Raw genomic sequence first — 18,363 nt, forward strand, 5'->3', positions numbered from 1 at the left:
TCCGTTCAGGCCGGGATCGCCACTGTGTCCAGCAACCGGTCGATCACCTGGTCGGGGCCAATACCATCGGCCACCGCGTCGTAAGAAAGTTGCAGGCGGTGGCGCAACACCGGGTGCACCACCGCACGCACGTCATCAGGGGTGACGAAGTCTTGCCCTGCCAGCCAGGCATGGGCCCGGGCCACCCGGTCCAGGCTGATGCCGCCACGCGGGCTGGCGCCGATCTTGATCCAGCGCGCCAGGTCCGGGTCATGCTCAGCGGGGTGGCGTGTAGCATTGATCAGGTCAATCAGGTAACGGTCGAGCGCAGGAGCGACCTGTATGCCAGCAATAGCGCTGCGCGCCGCGAACACCACCTCCTGGGCCAGGCGCTCAGGCGCCTGATGCGGGCGGCCGGCCTGCTGTTCCTCGTTGCGCACCAGGCGCAGCACCTGGGTCTCGTCCTCGACTTTGGGATAGTCCAGCTGCAGTTTCATCAGAAACCGGTCCATCTGCGCCTCGGGCAACGGGTACGTGCCCTCCTGCTCGATCGGGTTCTGGGTTGCCAGCACCATGAACAGCCCGGACATCGGGTAGCTCTGCCCGGCCACGGTGATCTGGCGTTCTTCCATGGCCTCCAGCAATGCAGCCTGGACCTTGGCCGGTGCGCGGTTGATTTCGTCGGCAAGAATCACGTTGCCGAACAACGGCCCGGGCTGAAACTTGATTTCGTTGCCCTGCGCGGTCTGCTGCAGAATCTCGCCACCGGTGATGTCCGATGGCAGCAGGTCGGGGGTGAACTGGATGCGCCGCATGCTGGCTTCCAGATGCGTGGCCAAGGCCTTGACCGTGCGCGTCTTGGCCAGCCCCGGCAGGCTCTCCAGCAATACGTGACCGTTGGCCAGCAAGCCGAGGATCACATGGCGGATGGTATCTGCCTGGCCCAGTACGCTTTGCGCCACACTGGTTTCAAGCGCTGCTATCTGCTCACGTATATCCACTGATCCGATCCTAGTCAGTCGGGGCCTCGGCAGGAGGCCCCTGGATGTTTGCAACTGCTGCAGGTGACGAGGTAAAGCTAGACGCTTGCGGCGCCCGCGCCAGTTCAGTTGGTACTTTCATATTTTTGCCAATAGGGCTCGATGCCTTGCAGGCGCGGATCATCAGGGGCCACTTTGCGCATGCGCTGCACATAGGCGTAGGCCTCACTGCGCTCACCGGCCAACGCATGCAGATAGATCAACGAGTACAGCAGGTCGGCGTTGTCCGGTGCCTGCTCAAGGCCCCGTTCCAAGGCCACCAACGCTTCATCCCGACGGTTCATGCGTGACAGCAACAGGCCTTGGTTGTAGCGAATGCGCGTGTTGCCCGGCAGCGCGACAGCCGCGGTTTCCATCCAGCCCAGCGCCTCTTCGGGCTGGCGTCGCTCCACCAGCAGCAAGGCCAGCATGTAAGCCAGGTTGCCCCGATCGGTGGCCGGCATCTTGTCCAGTGCCACGCCTGCGCGCAGGACCTTTTCCGCTTCATCCAGCTGATTTTCGCCCGTTGCAAGGTTGGCCAGGTTGACGCGCGCAGGCACAAAGTACGGGTCCAGCCTCAAAGCCTGCCGGTATTGGTCCATGGCTTCGCCCAGCCGCCCCTGCCTGCTCAGCAGCACCGCCAGGTTCAAGCGCCCGCCGGGCAGGTCCGCATTGCCACGCAGGCGCGTCTCATAGTCGGCCAGAGCAGTGCTGAACGCGTCCAGAGACTGGGCAGGCACCTGCGCCTTAGGCACATCGGCCAACGCCCGGACGGCCTCATCGCGTACCGCCAGGGCGGGGTCTTCAAGCAATGGCAACAGCGGCTTGAGGCGCTGCTGCGCAGGCACGCTGACAAACCCCGACACCGCGTAGGCACGCACCAGCGGGCTCGGGTCTTTCAACGCCCAGCCCAGACTGATTAGAGCCTGTGGGCCGAGGTCGGCCATCTGTTCGGCAGCAGTGGCGCGCACGATGGCTGGCTTGCCCTTGTCGGCCAGCACCGTGCCCAACAGGCTCAACGGGATGCCGTCGCCATTACGTACCGCCTGGAAAGCCTCGCCAAACAGCACCGGCCGACGCGGCTCGCCAAACCACCCCTCGATGGCCTTGGCCGCCCAGGCCGGTTGCTGGTCCGTGTGGCAGGCGGTGCAGGCATCGGGGCTGTCGACCTTGCTTGCCAGGTCCGGCCGCGGGATGCGCAGGCTGTGGTCGCGCCGTGGGTCGACCACCATGTAGGTCTTGGTCGGCATGTGGCAGCTCACGCACTGTGCGCCAGGGCTGCCTGGCGCGTGATGATGGTGAGCCGGCGTGTCGTAGTCCTTGGCTTGCAGGGAGGCGAAGCGCGCCACCGGTGGATTGCCGTTGTGGCATTGCAGGCACAGGCCGTTGCCTTCGACCTTCACCTTGTTGGTGTGCGGGTTGTGGCAATCGGTGCACCCCACCCCGGCGGCGTACATCTTGCTTTGGGTGAACGAGCCGAACTCGTATACCTCACCGTCAATCTGCCCATCGGCATGATAGAGGCCGGTGCGCAAGGTGGCCGGCAAACTCTGGTCAAGCTGCGGGTGGCCGGGCAGCTGGCCAACGCCCAGCGTTTGCCGGCGGCTATGGCAGAATGCGCACTGTTCGACCTGGCCCTGGCTGCCCAATGCCTTGTAGTCCACCGCAAGGCCCATGTCCTTGGCCGACGCTTGGGCATGGTCGCCCGGCGCGGCCTGCTTCGCCCAGTCGACATGCGCCTGCCCAGGCCCGTGACAGCTCTGGCAGCCGACATTCTGCTCTTTCCAGGTGCTGGCAAAGCTGTCCTGCCGATCATCGTAGTTTTTCAGCAACTGCGTGGAGTGGCAGTCAGCGCACATACCGTTCCAGTTCTGATAGCGGCCGGTCCAGTGCAAGGGGTCGTCGGGGGCAAAACGTTGCCCTGGATACAGTGAGAACCAGCGCTGCCCGCCCTCGCCCTGTGCCCGGCTATCCCAGGCGATGGTCAGAGCCTGCAGGCGCCCTCTGGGCAGCGCCACAAGGTACTGTTGCAACGGGTAGTGGCCGAAGGTGTAGAGGATCTGGAAGTCTGCCGGCTGCCCATCCTCACCCTCGGTATTGACGAAAAAACCGTCTGCCTTGCGAAAGAAGCGGGCCTTTACCCCAGCCTCATCGAAGGCGGCGTCCTTGAAGTTGCCCAGCACGTTGGTCTCGGTAGCCTCGCGCATGGCCCAGCCGTGGTCCGAATCTTTCCAGGCCTGGGCCTGCGTGGTGTGGCAGCCAAGGCATGTAGCGGTCGCCACATAGCCTTCGGTTTCCTTTGCAAGCCCCGGTAACTGGCCAGGGCCTTCAGCCGCAACCGCTATCGCGTTCGGGCCGAGCAACAGCGTGATCACAACAGCCAAACACCAGCCAATACCAAAATACCAAAACGCGCCTTTCCCTTCGTTGCAACGCCCCATCCTTAAGCTCCACGGTCAATGCTCAAAACGGCCCGTTGGGCGCAATGCCAGTCAGTCAGGGTTATCAGGGCTGCTACGCAGCCCATCGCTGGCAAGCCAGCTCCCACCCGGAGCGCGCAGTTCTTGAGGTCTGCGTTATACATGTAGGAGCTGGCTTGCCGGCGATGGGCCGCAGAGCGGCCCCAAATCGTTTGGCTGACTGGTGTTACCCCTTGAACTCTTGTGACATCCCATTCACCTACATCTGCGTGATCAGACTAGCGCACAACCCGGGCAAGAAAAGTCGGCATGGGAAAATAACTCAGCCTGGTTTGCCCGAGTGCAGAACTACCGGCCTGTCTGTTTCAGCAAAACATTCACGTTCAGTGTCAGCGCGTCGAGCGCGAACGGTTTTGTGAGCACTGCCGTATTCGCCTCCATCGGCGTGTCGCTCAGCACATTCGGCTGCGCATACCCGGTCATGAACAACACCGGCAACCCAGGCCTGCAAAGGCGGCCGGTCTGCGCCATCTGCCGACCGTCAATACCGCCCGGCAAGCCAATGTCCGTAACCAAAAGGTCGATACGGGTATCCGAGCGCAGCAGTTGCAGGCCCGCCAAGCTGTCAGCGGCTTCAATCACTACGTAACCACAGCTGCCCAGGGTTTCGCTGACAAACATGCGCACCGAGGGCTCGTCGTCGACCACCAATACCGTTTCACCGGACAACGCTGTTGGCACCTTGACCGGTGTTTGCTCACACACCTCCCTGTCGACCTGGGCGGCGTGGCTGGGTAACTGAAGGAAGACGCGTGTGCCGGCGCCCTCCTGCGATTCAATCTTGACCTGGCCCCCGGACTGCTTGGCGAACCCATAGATCATCGACAAGCCCAGCCCGGTGCCTGCGCCAACTGGTTTGGTCGTGAAAAAGGGCTCGAATGCGCGGCTGAGTGTCTCGGCATTCATGCCGATACCATCGTCGGCCACGCAAATGGTCAGGAACATTCCGGCGTTGAGCTCTGGATCCAGCCCAGGCCCCTGCGGCAGAAACTGGTTTGAAGTAGTGACGGCTATCTCGCTGCCACCGGCATCACGGGCATTGATACAAAGATTGAGCAGCGCATTTTCGACTTGCGCCGGGTCAACCAGGCAGGTGCTTGCCTGGGCACCCAATTCCACCTGAAGGTGAATCGAAGGGCCGACCGTCCGACGAATCAGCTCTTCCATGTCGCTGATCAACGTATTCACATCTGTATGCTCGGGCAGCAACGTCTGCCGACGAGAGAAGGCCAGCAACCTGTGCGTGAGCGAGGCAGCCCGCTGCGCCGCCCCCTGCGCCACCGACAAGTAGCGCTCCACATCGGCGACTCGACCCTGTTTCAGGCGCAGCTTGATCAGGTCGAGGCTGCCGGTGATACCTGCCAGGAGGTTGTTGAAGTCGTGGGCAATCCCCCCGGTCAGCTGGCCGACCGCTTCCATCTTTTGTGACTGACGAAGTGCCGCCTGCGCCGCTTCACGTTCGGCAACGGCTTGCTCGATGCGTGCTTCCAGCGTGCGGTTGAGCTCAAGTAACTTGGATTCAGCATTTTTCCGGGCCGTTACATCGATAGAGGACCCGATCAGCCCCATGACTTCTCCGGTGTCGCTCAACAGCGGGGCCTTGATGGAAAGCCAGTAAGTTGCCGAGCCATCGGGCATGTCCACCTGCTCTTCGATCTGCTCGGCTACCCCACCATGCATGATGCGCTGATCTGTTTCCATCACCTGGCGAGCCTGGGCTTTGTCCTCCAGGAACTCGATATCGGTCTTTCCCAGGTAGAACGCCGGCGGCTTGCCGATCAGTTGCGTGGCACCATGATTGGCCACCAGCATGCGTCCTGCCAGGTCCTTGGCATAGACAACCCCTGGCACCGCTGCCGTGAATGTTCGCAGCAGGGCCGACATCCTGTCGCGCTCAGCCTCTGCCGAGCGGCGCGATTCGATATCCATGAGTATGCCAGGGAACCTCACTGCCACACCTTGTGGGTCGAGCTGTGCACGGCCATTGGCCTCGACCCATCGATAGCCGCCATCATCGTGTCTAACCCGGTATTCGCACCTGAACGCACCACCGCGGCCCATCGCTTGCTGGATGTCGGCCCAGACACGCTCTTGGTCGTGCGGGTGAATCGAGGCAAACGCTTCTTCGATCGGTATGCCCGCCATGCACCTGTCGGCGGGCAGCCCGAAGGATCGGGAGAAGCGTTCATCGGCTGTGACCTGGTTATTGGGGATATCCCATAACCAGGTGCCGATGATCGCGCCTGCATCGAGCGCCAGCTGCAATCGCTCGGCAGTATTGGTTGGAAACGCATGTTCCTGGCTCTGCGCTGCAGATGCGCCAGTAGGGCTGTAAATGCCAGGACGTTCGCGATCCATAACCTGTCTCTTAATGGCAACTGTCGGCCATGGTCGCATACCTGCGCCAAGCGCCGGAAGGCTCACCATACTTAGGCTCAAGATTAAGCTGCGATTAAGTCTGGCACCTTAACCTGTCCCCAGCAAAGGCGCTTTCCCCCGCCTTTTTGGGCTTACAAGGAGTTCTGCCATGACCCATGCACTGGATATGAAATGGAAATGCCTGGCCAGGACGGTGACATACGTCGGCTGGTCGCTGCTCTGGTTATTGCTGTGGGACGTAGTTGTTACGTTTGATGCCATGCTGGTCACAGGCTACGGGCTTGAGCTGCCCCTGATGCCCCTGACGCTCTTGTGTTCCGCGCTGGTGGTGCTTATCAGCTTTCGCAACTCCAGTGCGTACAATCGCTGGTGGGAGGCCAGGACACTGTGGGGCTCGATGGTCAACAGCTCCCGCAGCCTGGGCAGGCAGGTACTTACCCTCATCGACGATACCCATGACCTGAACCCGGTAAAAGCCCAACTCATGCGGCGGCATGTGGCTTACCTGCATGCCCTGCGCATGCACCTGGGCGGTGACAAGAACCCTGAAGCGCTGGCCGCTTTGCTCACTGAAAGTGAACGGGCCCGCCTGGCGGGAACCAGCAATTTGCCCAACGACATTCTCAGCGGTTCGGCAGAACTGATCACGCGCGAGTTCAACGAAGGCCGGCTGGACAGCATCAGGCTGGCGCGCATCGAGTCGACGCTGGTGGACCTTTCGAACTGGCAAGGTGGCATGGAGCGTATCGCCAATACACCGCTGCCCTACCCTTATGTGTATTTCCCAAGGCTGTTTGGCACGCTGTTCTGCATCATCATGCCGCTGAGCCTAGTCCCGTCCCTGGGCTGGTTCACACCGGTCGTGTCGACAGTCGTGGGCTGCATGCTGCTGGCCATGGAGCGCATCGGCACGGACCTTCAGGCGCCTTTCGGCAACAGCCAGCACCGCATCCGCACCGAAGACTTTTGCCGCAATATCGAAAGCAACCTCAAGTCGATGTTCAACTCGCCAGAACGAGGGGTGCTGTCGGTATGCGGTGAGCTTACGCCAGCGCTCAAGAGGCTTTGACCGCGCTGATCGAAACATGCAGGCATCGCCGGATTTTCACTGAAAAAGTGAAAGTCTTATCTCACTCCCCCTGTTTTTGACTTAACGCAATGCAGGTAGCCTGACCAGCACTCCCCCTTATCGAGGTAATGGCAATGAAGGCCATTGTATTCAACCAGCCCGGCTTGCCCATTGAAGACCCGCAATCGCTGTATGAGGCAGACCTGCCCAAGCCAACCCCGGGTGCCCGTGATCTGTTGGTCGAAATCAAGGCCATTGCGGTAAACCCGGTCGATACCAAAGTGCGCGCGTCACGCAGCGCCGACCAACCCCAGGTGCTGGGCTGGGATGCGGTAGGTATCGTGCGCGAGGTGGGCAACGCCGTGACACTGTTCCAGCCCGGTGACGAGGTGTTCTATGCCGGCGCCATCGACCGCCCTGGCAGCTACAGCGAGTTCCACCTGGTGGATGAACGCATCGTCGGGCGCAAACCCCGCAGCCTGGACAATGCCAGCGCTGCAGCCTTGCCGCTGACGTCCATCACCGCCTGGGAGTTGCTGTTCGACCGGCTGAGCGTCGAGCAGCACGGTGGCAAGGGGCAAAGCCTGCTGATCATTGGCGCCGCTGGCGGCGTCGGCTCGATCCTGGTGCAACTGGCCAGGCAGCTCACCCAACTGACCGTGATCGGCACGGCCTCCCGCCCGCAAACCCAGCAATGGGTCAGCGAACTGGGCGCCCACCACGTCATCGATCACACGGTTTCGATTCCACAACAACTGGCGGAACTCAAGCTGGAGCCAGTGGATTACGTGATCAGCCTGACGCACACCGACACTTACCTGGCGCAACTGGTGGAAGTGCTGCGGCCGCAAGGCAAGCTTGCGCTGATCGATGACCCCGCACAACTGGACGTCGTGCCGCTCAAACGCAAGTCACTGTCCCTGCACTGGGAGCTGATGTTCACGCGTTCGCTTTACACCACCGAAGACATGATCAAGCAGCATCAGTTGCTCGAGCGCGTATCGACCCTGGTCGACGAGGGTGTGCTCAAAACCACCGTAGGCGAGCACTTCGGCGCGATCAACGCTGACAACCTCAGGCGCGCCCATGCCCTGCTCGAAAGCGGTAAGGCCCGCGGAAAGATCGTGCTGGAAGGTTTCTGAACCAAAGGTTCATGGCAAAACTGCAGCACCCGGTGATGATGTGCATCGGCGTGTTGGCCACCCGGATACCGGATCACATGGGAGCATCACTGCTGTGCCCCGAAGGCGCTTGTTCTGCCAAAGCAGGCGCAAGGAGTGCCACAGCAGCCAGGCCAGGCTGCATCCTTGAGCCTTGGGCGCTATGGTACGGGGCATTGCGCAACCAAACTGCCAAGGAGGTGGCCATGGCGCTGTTCTGTAGGCTGAGTTTGTTGACCCTGCTCGCTGGCATGCTGCTGGGTGACATCGTGATCGCCACGGTAGGCCTGGTCGGCGTGTGCGCAGCTGCCGTATATCTCGACATCCGCCAGGATGCACACAATGATGCGCCCAACGAACCGCACTTTCTGGCATAAGTAGGCCCGCCCCGGCGTCCTTGGCTCAAGCCTGCACATCCACGCCAATACACCGGTGCCCACTGATGGCCATTTGGGCAAAAGCTCGCGAAACCTCTACGACGCCAAGGTGACTAAGCCATAGGCGCAGGCTAGACTCGCCCATGAATACGACTGTAAACACTGCGTTTGCTTGAACATGCTCGGCGGTCACACAGGCAGCCGGCCTATGCACTGCCGGCGGGAACCCATGACCTTGCAACCTCACGTCAACTTGACCAATTGTGATCGCGAGCCGATCCAGATACCGGGCAGCATTCAGCCACACGGCTGTCTGCTCGCTTGCGACGCCTCTGCCAGCCTGGTCCTGCGCCACTCCGCAAATACCCCCCAAATGCTTAGCGTGGCCGGCGGCGTCAATGGTCAACGACTGGAGGCGATCATCGGTGTAGAGGCAGCCCACACGGTTCGCAACTCCCTGGCACGTGTGAAGGAAGCTTCCAGGCCAGCGCTGTCGTTCGGCGTGCCGCTGGCTTCAGGCCAGGCGTTCGATGTGTCTGCCCACCTGTTCAAGGGCACTGTCATCCTCGAGTTCGAGCCCGCCAGCCAGAGCATCGCCGAACCGATCGAACTGGTGCGCACGGTCATCGCCCAGTTGCGCGAGATCGACCGCTCCGACAGGCTTGTGGCCGATACCGCCAAGCGTGTTCGTGCACTGCTGGGTTACGACCGCGTGATGATCTATCAGCTCGGCGCCGACGGCGCGGGCAAGGTTGTAGCCGAAGCCCGGCGTAGTGGGCTTGAAAGCTTTCTGGGGCAATACTTTCCGGCATCGGATATTCCCCAGCAGGCCCGTGCACTGTATTTGCGCAACCCTGTGAGGGTGATTGCCGACGCCAACTTCAAGACCGTGCCGCTCGAGCCGGTGCTGGATTTGTCTGGCGAGCCGCTCGACCTGTCCTACGCGCACCTGCGCAGCGTTTCACCGATTCACTGCGAATACCTGAACAACATGGGCGTGGGCGCATCCATGTCCATTTCAGTGATCGTCGACGGTGCCCTTTGGGGGCTGATCGCCTGCCACCATTACGCACCACGCACGCTGAGCATGGGCCAACGGGTGGCCGCAGAAATGTTCGGCGAGTTCTTTTCCCTGCATATCCAGACACTGCAGGCCAGGCAAACCCTGGAGGCCGCTGCCCACGCCCGGCAGGTGCTGGACAACCTGCTGCACGATGCTCACCGCACAACGGCCATCGATGAACTGCTGCGCGCTCGCCTGAGCGACTTCCAGGCCCTCATCCCCTGCGATGGCATTGGCATGTCGTTGCAAGGCCAATGGACCGTAGCCGGGCTGACGCCGCCAAGGCAGGCGGTGCCCGGGCTGCTCAGCTTCGCCGAGGGTGTCGCCGAAGGCCGCACCTGGGCGTCGAACTGCCTGTCGCTGGCGCACCCTGCAGCCCAGGACTATGCAATGGAGGTCTCGGGGGTACTGATCATCCCGATGTCGCAGCACCCACGGGACTACCTCATGCTGTTTCGCAAGGAGGTGATCGAAACCCTGGATTGGGCCGGCGACCCCAACAAGACCTACGAGAACGGCCCCCTGGGTGACCGCCTCACCCCCCGCAAGAGCTTCGCCGTGTGGAAGCAGACAGTCCACCACCACTGCCTGCCCTGGTCCGAGCAAGACCGCCAGTTTGGCGAAGCCATCCGTGCGGCGGTGGTCGAGGTCGCGCTGCATAACAGTGAGCTGCTGGCCGATGAGCGTTCCAGGGCGGATGTTCGCCAGCGGATGCTCAACGAGGAGCTCAACCACCGGGTGAAGAACATTCTTGCGCTCATCGGTGCGCTGGTCGCCCACCCCACCTCGGAAAACCAGACGCTCAGTGGTTATGTGGCGACGCTCAAGGGGCGTATCCAGGCGTTGTCCCTGGCACATGATCAGGTGGTCCGGGGTGACGGTGGCGGCCGTTTTGCCAGCTTGCTGGAGGCCGAGCTGTCGCCGTACCGCACCAGCGCCGATGCACTGGTGCTCAAGGGCCCGGGGCTGCTGCTCGATGCCCGCGCCTATTCGGTGATGGCTCTGGTGCTTCATGAGCTGGCGACCAATGCGGCAAAGTACGGCGCCCTGTCCAGGGCGGGCGGCAAGTTGACCGTCAACTGGGTTGTCGACACGGGCGGGGCCTGCGACATCACATGGCGCGAAAGCGGCGGGCCAACCGTACGGGCACCGACGCGCAGCGGCTTCGGCTCGGTTCTGATCGAACGAAGCATCCCGTTCGACCTCGGTGGCAGCAGCACCCTTGAATACCGACCAGAGGGCCTGCAAGGGTTCTTCCGGATTCCGGCAAAGCACCTGACGCTGGCCGAAGAGCTCGCCAGCGATACCCCGGCGGTTGCACAGCAGCCACAGGTAGACTGCAGCAGCCTGGTCAATGCGCGTGTGCTCATACTCGAAGACCAGTTGGTGATTGCGGTTGGCCTTGAGCAGATTCTGGCCGATGCGCAGGTGCAGGATGTGCTCACCGCAAGCTCTGAAGCCGAAGCCCTGAAGCTGATTGCCAGCCACACGCCGGATGTCGCAGTACTGGACATCAACCTGGGCACCGGCACCTCCATTGCCGTGGCCGAAGCCCTCACAAGCCTGGGTATCCCCTTCCTGTTCGCCACCGGCTATGGCGACAGCATGAACATCCCTGACCATTTGAAGCATGTGCCGGTGGTGCGCAAGCCCTACGACGCAGCCTCGATCCTGCACAACCTGGAAAGCCTGCTGGCCTAGCGCGTCACCTGCGTGTGGGTACCGTACAGGCTCCCCCCAAAGGGTGATTTCGGGTGCGCCGCGAGTGTGGGAGCATTCCCACGTCCCACCTCAAGCTCTGCCCCTGATCCAACGCCATCAACAGTATCGAGCCTGCTCGCATATTGCGGCGTCCTGCATCCAGAACCAGGAGTCAGCAATGCATACAACAACAAATACAGCCCATCCGCCCCACCCTGCGTCGCACCCCACCGCTTCAGGCCGCTTCAGAAAATCCATGGGCATGACCGCGCTGGTGCTGTTCGGCCTCGCCTACATGGTCCCCCTGGCCGTATTCACCACCTACGGGCTGGTCACCCAGATGACCAAAGGGCACCTGCCCACCGCGTACCTGCTGACCCTCGCCGCCATGTTGCTCACCGCCTACAGTTACGGCCGCATGGTCCAGGCCCACCCCTACTCCGGCTCGGTCTACACCTACACCCGCAAAGCCTTCGGCAGCCACTTTGGTTTCATCGCCGGCTGGACCCTGCTGCTCGACTACATCTTCCTGCCCTTGCTCAGCTACCTGCTGATCGGCATCTACATGTCCGAGTACTTCCCGGCGGTGCCTGCCTGGGTGTGGGTGCTCGGCTCGATCGCCCTGGTCACCTTCCTCAACCTGATAGGCATCGAATCGATCACACGGGTCAACTGGATACTGGTGGTAGCGCAACTGGTGTTCATCGTCGTCTTCGTCGCGCTGTCGGTGCGCAACCTCAGCGACCAGAGCGCGCCGGTGTCATTGCTGGCACCGTTCCACCATGAGGGCTTCAGCGTTGCGCTGGTCATGGCCGGCGCTGCGGTGCTGTGCCTGTCGTTTCTGGGTTTCGACGCAGTGTCGACCATGGCCGAGGAAACCAGCGACCCGACCCGGCGTATCCCGCAGGCCATCATGGCAGTGTCGGTGATCGGTGGCCTGCTGTTTCTGCTGGTGTCGTACTGCGCCCAGATGGTCTTCCCCGATTGGACATCTTTCGCTGACCCGGACTCCGCCTCGGTGGATGTGATGCGCCATGTCGGTGGCGAACTGCTGGTGACCGGCTTTACCGCCACCTACGTGGCCGGCTGCTTCGCCTCGGCCATGGTGTCCCAGGCCAGCGTGTCCCGCGTGCTGTTCGCCATGGGCCGCGACGGTGCATTGCCGCGGGCCTTTGGCCGCCTGGTGACGAAAAAGCGCGTGCCGGCCACGGCAATCATGCTGGTCAGCACCTTGTCGCTGGTCGCCCTGTTCATCACCCTGGACACCGTCGCCAACATGATCAGCTTCGGCGCGCTGTTCGCCTTCTCTGCAGTCAACCTGGCGGTGGTCAAGCATTACCTGGTCGACCAGAAGCTGCGTGGCACACGCAACTGCCTGCTATATGGCGCGCTGCCGGCGCTGGGCTTTTTGAGCACACTGTGGCTGTGGAGCAGCCTGTCGAGCATGTCGTTCACCATCGGCCTGTGCTGGATGGCCGCAGGCTTCGTCTGCCTGCTGGGGCTGACCCGCGCCTTCCGGGTGAAGCTGCCCGACCTGCAGATGACGGACTGATCCGGCAAGCCGTCATCCTCGACGCTCAGGGCGCGAATTGACTATGATCCCGACTTGAACGTTTCAGCATGTTTCAATAGGGACTCAAATGTCTGTTCAGGAAATACCGCCGCTCGCCCTCTCCAAAGGCGAAATCGGCAAGATGGAAGCCGCCATGGCCTTGGGCAGTTTTGCCATTGGCACCGGCGAATTCGCGATCATGGGGCTGATGCCGGACATCGCCGGCAACCTGCAACTGAGCGAACCGCAGGTAGGCCATGCGATCAGCGCCTACGCGCTGGGCGTGGTGGTGGGTGCACCGGCGCTGGCCATTCTCGGCGCCAAGCTGCTGCGCAAGCACATGCTGCTTTTGTTGATGGCGCTGTATGCCGTCGGCAACCTGGCTACCGCGTTCGCCCCGTCATTCGCAGGCCTGGTGGCCTTCCGCTTCATCAGCGGCTTGCCCCATGGGGCGTACTTCGGCATCGCCGCGGTGGTTGCCTCGAGCATGGTGCCGAGCAACCAGCGCGCCGGTGCCGTGGCCCGGGTAATGATGGGCCTCACGCTGGCCATGTTGCTGGGCAACCCTGTGGCGACCTTGCTGGGGCAGTACTTCGGCTGGCGCTCGGCGTTTTTGCTGGTGGGCCTGATCGCTGTGTGCACCATCGCGCTGGTCTGGCAGTACGTGCCGCAGCGGCGCGATGAAACACGCAGCGACCCACGCAAGGAGCTGCAAGCGTTCACCCTGCCGCAGGTGTGGATGGCGCTGGCCATCGCCTCGATCGGTTTTGCCGGCATGTTCTGTGTGTTCAGCTACCTCGCGCCGACCATGCTGGAGGTGACTCAGGTCGCTCCCCAGTGGATCCCCTTTGGCCTGGCCGCCTTCGGTATTGGCGGCATCATCGGCAACATTGCCGGCGGCAAGCTGTTCGACCGGCTGCAGTTCCGCGCCGTGGGCATCGTGCTGGTGTGGTCGACCGCCGTGCTGTTGTTCTTCACCATCGCTGCCCATTCGCTGTGGACACTGCTGCTGGGCATCGGCCTGGTCGGCACCATGATCGCCCTGGCCGCCCCCTTGCAGATCCGCCTGATGGACATTGCCCACGAAGCCCCGAGCCTGGCAGCGGCTTCCAACCATGCAGCCTTCAACCTGGCCAATGCCCTGGGGCCTTGGTTTGGCGGCATGGCCATCAGTGCCGGGCTGGGCTGGACCAGCACCGGCTATATCGGCGCCGCTGCGGCGCTGGTCGGGCTAGGGATTTACCTGCTAGCACGGCGCATGAAGGGCGGCCACTAAGCCCCTTGGTCGCAGCCCCCGCCAAACCGGGCTACTGGCGCGCAATGCCCGGTAGCCCTTGGTAATGCCCCCTTCCCAACAAGCCTTCGGCAGCACTGCCGACGACCGGTGCTTGCCAACCGCCCCGCTCGGCTAGACTCCAAATCTCAAGTGAAAGGCCTCCCCCGGGCAGCACTTGCGGGCCCAGGATGCAGCCCCCGAAAACAAGACAAGGAATGTTGCCATGAACCGTACCGACTGTGATTCGGCCATAGCCTGCATCGAAAACGTTTTCATCGACCAGGTGCAGAAAAAACGCATCGCTGCCGGCCAGTGCCCGGCACGCCGCCCCGTCTTCCTTCGGCTGCATGGCGTGGCGCATGCCACGCTTGAAGTGTTGCCTACCCCTGCAGGCGTGACGCCCGCAGGGCTGTTCGCCAGGCCCGCCAGCTACCCGGCATGGGTGCGTTTCTCCAGTGATATCCCTGATGACCGCCCCGACCTCAAAAGCACCGTAGGCGTCTCGTTCAAGCTGTTCGACGTGCCCGGTGAAAAAAGCCTCGAACCCGACGGTCAGGCACCGACACTGGACTTTCTGTTCCAGAATTTCCCGGTGTTCTTCGTCGATGACGCCGCCGGTTTCTGCAGTTTCCTGCAAGACTCCGAGGCCTACATCGCCAAACATCCGCTGACCGGCCAACTGCTAGACGAGATGGAAAAGACCGTCCCCACCGCCCTGGGCGAAAAAGTCTGGAGCGTGATTCCCTTCAAGTACAGCGATACCTGGTGCAAATACATCCTTGAACCGGAGCAGGCGCCCACACCCGGCAACCCCGACTACAACGACCCCAACTACCTGGCCAAGGACCTTGAGCAACGCCTCGCCGCTCAGCCGTTCCGCTACCGGCTGCTCATGCAACGCCGCGTGGGCGGCGATGACATGCCGCTGGACCGCGCCACCGCACGTTGGGACGAGCAGCTTTCCGTGCCCTTGCACGTGGCTACCCTGGTGATTCCAGCCCAGGACATCACCACCCATACCCAGGCCGATTACGGTGAAGCACTGGCGTTCAACCCGGCCCGCACGCTCAAAGGGTTTGAAGCAGTGGGCAGCATCGCTGAAGCACGCCGGCACATCTACCGCGTCTCGGCGGACCTGCGCCGCAACGTCAACGGCCAGACTGTCGGCGAGCCTCAGGTCCCGCGCCCTACCGAACTACCGGTCACCCCCCCTGTGCCGAGCGCACGCTGACACCCACCCACCGCAAGGAGCGCACACATGACCGACACCTACCACGCTGCCGCCCTCGACAGCATCGTGCGAGCCGCCATTCACCCGGCCATCGGCATCGCCCGGTTGGGCAACAGCCAACGCCCCGACGGCTATTTCATCGGCCCCGAAACCACCGGGCCCACAGCCATCGACGCGCAGTCGATGCGCGACCAAAACGGTGCTATCAAGCGCCAGGCCGCACGTTTCAGGGTGTATGGCTACAATGCCGCAGGCGAGGTGGTGGCCGAACTCACGGCAGAAAACGCCACCATCAAGTGGAATGTGCATCTGGCCAACCGCAAGGCGCAGTGGTACGCCTTCGTGCTGGCCCTGGACGTGCCCGCCGCCCGCGACCTGCAAGTGCCCTTGCGCAACCCGCAAGTGCTCGGCGAACAGCGCGAGCAACTCGCCATCGACCCCGGCCCGCGCAGTATCAGCGGTTTCGAGCAGCAGGGTGAACAGTACCACTTCGACTCCGGGCGGTTCCTCGGCACCCCCGTGCCGCTCGGTGAACTGCGCACCGACGAAGCCGGGCGCCTGCTGGTGCTGGGCGGCTTTGGCAGCTCAGGGTCGCCGCAAGGTACGCCCATCTTCGACCCGGCAAACCCCTCGACCTTTGCCAACGCGCCGGGCTGGCACGACGACACAGCGGACGGTCCGGTGACCGCAACGGTCAGCATCAATGGCAGCGAGCTGCAAGTCGAAGGCGCCTGGGTGGTCTGCGCGCAGCCCAACTACTCGCCCAACACCCTTAGCTGGCGGACCATGTACGACCTGCTGTTCGATACCTATGTGCAGTACGGCTGGCTCCAGGCACCGGAACAGGTGTCGTTCCGCAAGCACGTGCTGCCTGTATTACTGCGCATGAGTGGCCTGCAGTGGGTCAACAAGGGCTTCGCGGCGATGTTCGGCAGTGGCGGCCCTTTCGATTTCAACGACCCGGCGTTGCTCGGCAAACTGGCCGCCGTCCCCGACAGTGAAACCCAGGATGCCTACGGGCAACTGCGCCGTACGGTGTACAACGCCTTTCGTGCCAGCGACAACCCTGTGTACGACCCGCGTACCTGGCCATGGATCTACGGCGACACCTTTGGCGAGGAGGTCCCTTCGCCCACCGATATGCTCAGCGCTTCCGGCGTGCGCGACCAGGTGCTCGCGCGCTGGGTGGCAGGCGATTTCGTCGACGACTGGGACCGCAAGCTGCCCTCGCACCTGCCGTTCGATAAGGTAAAGGTCAGCGAGCAGCCCGCGATGCTCGACCAGGCTGCGCTGGACCATTGTGTGGCCGATGCCTTCCACCCGGGTATCGAGATGAGCTGGCCCATGCGCAACCTGTCGTTGTACAGCGCGCCCTGGCGGATCAAGCATGACGATGGGGAGGCTGGCGAACCCGATTACGGCCCGCACCTGTCCCAGGCCCAGGTGCTTTCCCCTACGGGGCCGCTGAACGGCCAGCGCCCTGGCGGCATCAGCCGCTGGATGGCATTGCCGTGGCAGGTCGATGCCGCCGGTTGCCGGTCGGGCTACGACCATCAGTACGACCCTTACCTACCAACGTTCTGGCCAGCGCGGGTACCGAACCAGGTGCTGACCGAAGAGGACTATCGTATCGCCATCGACAGCAGCCAGCCCCGCGAAGAACGGCTGGCCGCATTCAACCGCCGCGCGCATTGGGACCGCAACCTCGCAGGCGATACCTTTGCCGACAAGGCCCAGTGCATGGCCGAGCATTTCGGCGACATCGGCATTGTCGGCGAGCGTCCCGGCGTACTCGACGACCCTGAACTGCCCGCGCTGATGCAAGTGGAAACCCGCAACGCGGCATTGACCCGCACCCCGCGCCTGCGCGCAGCGGTTTCCACCGGCAACCCGGCGCTGGACCGCTCGCTGCGCGAAGCAGGCTGGGAAAGCCTGGAGCACTATCGCCAGGCCCTGAGCCGGTTCCGGCATTGAGGGTCGATGTGCTGGTGATCGGCGCCGGTACTGCCGGCGCCGTCATCGCGCGGCAACTGCACCGCGCCGGCCTGGCTACGCTGCTGGTGGGCCGACCAGGGGCAGGCTTGCGGCCTGGCGAAAGCCTGCCTGGCGCGGCCCGCCCGCTGTTGCGCGACCTGGGCCTGCTGAGCGTCCTGGACCACAGCGCACCGCTGCCCAATCTGGGCAACCTGGTGAGCTGGGACAACGACACCCTGCAGCCCACCGATTTCATTCAAGACCCCCACGGCCTGGGTTGGCACCTGGACCGGCCACGTTTCGACGCCTGTTTGCTTGAGGCGGCGCGCAGTGATGGCGTGCTGCATATAGACGCCCAGGTCAACCGCGTGCAGCGTCTGCCCGAAGGCTGGCGCGTTGGCACTCAAGCGGGCGACTTCAGCGCAGGCTTCGTCGTCGATGCCAGTGGCCGACACGGTGTATTGCGTCGCCGGCTGGGGCTTGCACGCATCTGCGATACGCCGCTGGTGGCGGTGTATGCCAGCGCGCGCGACGCCCATGAGGATCACCGTACGGTATTGGAAGCCACGCCCGAGGGCTGGTGGTACAGCGCCTGCCTGCCTGGCGGCCGGCGTATTGCCGTGTTGCATACCGATGCCGGGAACGCCTCGCGACTGATTCACACGCCGTCGCTATGGCATCAGGGGCTTGCCGGTACCCGGTACCTGCAGCACTGGTGCCGGGCCAGCGAGGGCTGGAGCCCGCTGAGCGCTACCGGTGCAGGCGGTGGCGCATTGTGCACGGCGCAAGGCTCTGACTGGCTGGCGGTGGGCGATGCGGCGCTGGCCTTCGACCCGCTGTCTTCGCAGGGCATTTTCAACGCGCTGTACACAGCGCTGCGCGGTGCGCAAGCCGTGGTGGCTCACCATCGCGGCGATCAACTGGGCGCGCAAGCGTATTCTGGCCAACTGCACCAGGTGCGCGAGCATTACCTGCGCCGTGTGCGTTACTACTACCAGGCCCAGACACGCTGGCCGCAGGCGCACTTCTGGCGCCTGCGTCGCAATGAGGCACTGCGCGCCTGACCTGGGGCGTTGCAGTGCACGGCACCGGCCTTGCCGCTG

12 protein-coding genes are annotated in these 18,363 nt (G+C 63.0%); 9 read left to right on the forward strand and 3 right to left on the reverse strand.

Annotation, left to right across the window (positions count from 1 at the left end; genetic code table 11):
* Positions 1-5 precede the first annotated feature (5 nt).
* From ACMGGN_RS09560 to ACMGGN_RS09570, 3 genes are all read right to left on the reverse strand, one after another.
* The gene (locus ACMGGN_RS09560) at positions 6-980 is read right to left on the reverse strand and encodes an AAA family ATPase (protein WP_414156703.1); all 975 of its coding nucleotides are present in this window, start codon (positions 978-980) and stop codon (positions 6-8) included.
* A 104-nt stretch (positions 981-1,084) separates the two neighbouring features.
* Positions 1,085-3,439, reverse strand: a complete 2,355-nt coding sequence (locus ACMGGN_RS09565; protein WP_414156704.1) for a tetratricopeptide repeat protein — start codon at positions 3,437-3,439, stop codon at positions 1,085-1,087.
* 327 nt (positions 3,440-3,766) lie between these two features.
* The gene (locus tag ACMGGN_RS09570) at positions 3,767-5,836 is read right to left on the reverse strand and encodes a PAS domain-containing sensor histidine kinase (protein WP_346640723.1); all 2,070 of its coding nucleotides are present in this window, start codon (positions 5,834-5,836) and stop codon (positions 3,767-3,769) included.
* A 169-nt stretch (positions 5,837-6,005) separates the two neighbouring features.
* Between ACMGGN_RS09570 and ACMGGN_RS09575 the strand changes: the two genes are divergently transcribed.
* The 9 genes from ACMGGN_RS09575 (at position 6,006) to ACMGGN_RS09615 (ending at position 18,324) form a co-directional block, all read left to right on the forward strand.
* Positions 6,006-6,926, forward strand: a complete 921-nt coding sequence (locus ACMGGN_RS09575; RefSeq protein ID WP_346640653.1) for a bestrophin family protein — start codon at positions 6,006-6,008, stop codon at positions 6,924-6,926.
* Between the two features lie 134 nt (positions 6,927-7,060).
* Positions 7,061-8,068: a zinc-binding alcohol dehydrogenase family protein gene (locus ACMGGN_RS09580; RefSeq protein WP_414156705.1), complete on the forward strand. Its 1,008-nt coding sequence runs from the start codon at positions 7,061-7,063 to the stop codon at positions 8,066-8,068.
* Between the two features lie 194 nt (positions 8,069-8,262).
* Positions 8,263-8,463, forward strand: coding sequence for a hypothetical protein (locus ACMGGN_RS09585; RefSeq protein ID WP_414156706.1), 201 nt, complete (start codon positions 8,263-8,265; stop codon positions 8,461-8,463).
* Between the two features lie 229 nt (positions 8,464-8,692).
* A complete protein-coding gene (locus ACMGGN_RS09590) occupies positions 8,693-11,227 on the forward strand; it encodes an HWE histidine kinase domain-containing protein (RefSeq protein ID WP_414156707.1) in 2,535 nt (844 codons plus the stop codon).
* Between the two features lie 178 nt (positions 11,228-11,405).
* The gene (locus ACMGGN_RS09595; protein WP_115274942.1) at positions 11,406-12,779 is read left to right on the forward strand and encodes an APC family permease; all 1,374 of its coding nucleotides are present in this window, start codon (positions 11,406-11,408) and stop codon (positions 12,777-12,779) included.
* A gap of 88 nt (positions 12,780-12,867) precedes the next feature.
* Positions 12,868-14,055 carry an MFS transporter gene (locus tag ACMGGN_RS09600; protein WP_182445295.1) on the forward strand — a complete coding sequence of 396 codons (1,188 nt, stop codon included), beginning with the start codon at positions 12,868-12,870 and terminating at the stop codon, positions 14,053-14,055.
* Between the two features lie 223 nt (positions 14,056-14,278).
* The gene (locus ACMGGN_RS09605) at positions 14,279-15,286 is read left to right on the forward strand and encodes a hypothetical protein (RefSeq protein WP_119688990.1); all 1,008 of its coding nucleotides are present in this window, start codon (positions 14,279-14,281) and stop codon (positions 15,284-15,286) included.
* Positions 15,287-15,313: 27 nt separating this feature from the next.
* On the forward strand, positions 15,314-17,260 hold the full coding sequence (locus ACMGGN_RS09610; RefSeq protein ID WP_251962757.1) for a LodA/GoxA family CTQ-dependent oxidase: 1,947 nt from the start codon (positions 15,314-15,316) through the stop codon (positions 17,258-17,260).
* Positions 17,257-18,324: an NAD(P)/FAD-dependent oxidoreductase gene (locus tag ACMGGN_RS09615; protein WP_251962758.1), complete on the forward strand. Its 1,068-nt coding sequence runs from the start codon at positions 17,257-17,259 to the stop codon at positions 18,322-18,324. The genes ACMGGN_RS09610 and ACMGGN_RS09615 overlap by 4 nt, the downstream gene beginning before the upstream one ends.
* Positions 18,325-18,363: the final 39 nt, after the last annotated feature.

Source organism: Pseudomonas sp. BNK-30 (assembly GCF_047456185.1).
Lineage (GTDB): Bacteria > Pseudomonadota > Gammaproteobacteria > Pseudomonadales > Pseudomonadaceae > Aquipseudomonas > Aquipseudomonas putida_E.